General features: G+C 66.5%; 1 protein-coding gene. It reads left to right on the top strand.

What is annotated here, in order from left to right:
* Nucleotides 1–53 precede the first annotated feature (53 nt).
* Nucleotides 54–1,327, top strand: a protein-coding gene (locus BHE97_RS18450) for an IS3 family transposase (RefSeq protein ID WP_087625508.1) whose coding sequence is annotated in 2 segments (ribosomal slippage) — nucleotides 54–327 and nucleotides 327–1,327 — 1,275 coding nt in all. Because the reading frame shifts where the segments join, the coding sequence is not laid out codon by codon here.
* The last annotated feature ends 101 nt before the right edge of the window (nucleotides 1,328–1,428 follow it).

The raw sequence follows: 1,428 nt of genomic DNA, 5'->3' as shown, positions 1-1,428 counted from the left end.
TGAAGTGCCCCAGGTTTGATGCCGCGTCCTTTTGAGTTGGAAGGATGCATGTCATGCCGAAGAAGATCGATCCGAAGGTGCGCGAGCGCTGTGTCCGGATGGTGCTGGAGCACTTGCCGGAGTATCCATCGCTGACCGCCGCAGCCGAGGCCGTCGCCCGGCGGGAGAACGTCGGGAAGGAGTCGGTGCGCCGGTGGGTGATTCAGGCCCAGATCGACGGTGGCCAGCGTCAGGGCGCGACGAGTGAGGAGCTCACCGAGATCAAGAAGCTCAAGGACAAGGTCCGTCGGCTCGAGGAGGACAACGAGATCCTGCGTCGGGCCTCGATTTTCTTCGCGGGGGAACTCGACCCCCGCAACCGTTGATGATGGGATTCATCGATCAGATGAGGGCCGAGGGACACGCGGTCGAGTCGATCTGCCGGGTCCTGCGCGAGCAGGGCGTGAAGGTCGCCGCGAGAACCTATCGGGGCTGGCGCAGCGCCGGCCCGTCAGCCAGGACCGTCAGCGACGCCCACATCGTCGAAGCCGTGCGGAACGCGGCCTGGACGACCGACGCCCAAGGTCGACGCAAGCTGACACCTGAGGGCCTCTATGGGCGTCGCAAGATGACCGCGCTGCTGCGCCGGACCACCGTCCCGGGCGCGGGTGCTGGGGCGGTCGATCGGGCCATGCGAGCGCTGGGGCTATCGGGGGTCCGGCGGGACAAGGGCATCCGGACCACGATCCCGGCCAAGGACGGCAAGAGGGCCGGTGACCTGCTCGACCGCGACTTCACCGCACCGGCCCCGAACCGGGTGTGGGTCACCGACTTCACCTACGTCCGCGCCTGGGCCGGGTGGGTCTACGTGGCCTTCATCGTCGACGTCTTCGCCCAACGGATCGTGGCCTGGCACGCCTCGACGTCCAAGGAGACCGAGCTCGTGATGACCCCGCTGCGGATGGCGCTGTGGGAACGTGGCCGCGAGGGACACCCCGTCGGCCCCGAGCTGATCTGTCACGCCGACGCGGGCTCGCAATACACCTCGATCCTGTTCACCGAGCACCTCGACCTCGAGGGCATCCGCCCCTCGATCGGGAGCGTCGGAGATGCCTATGACAACGCCCTCATGGAGACGATCAACGGCCTGTTCAAGACCGAGTGCATCCGCACCACCGTCTTCCACGAAGGCCCCTACCGGACGATCGCCGATGTCGAGTTCGCGACCGCCGGCTGGGTCGACTGGTACAACAACCGCCGCCTGCACAGCACTCTCGGTAACGTGCCACCCGTGGAGTTCGAGCAAGCCCACTACGCGACCCTCAACCGAGAGCCGCAACCCGCATAGGAGCGGCAAAAAACCTGGGGCGCTTCAAGAAACTGATCGAGGACTACTACACCCGCGTACAGATCAGCCCCGCCCAGCGGGGCGCCCTCTCCGGGATGCTC

The organism is Aeromicrobium sp. PE09-221, assembly GCF_002174305.1.
GTDB lineage: Bacteria > Actinomycetota > Actinomycetes > Propionibacteriales > Nocardioidaceae > Aeromicrobium.
The sequence above is the reverse complement of the archived record's forward strand: the minus strand, read 5'-3'. Positions and strand labels throughout refer to the sequence as shown.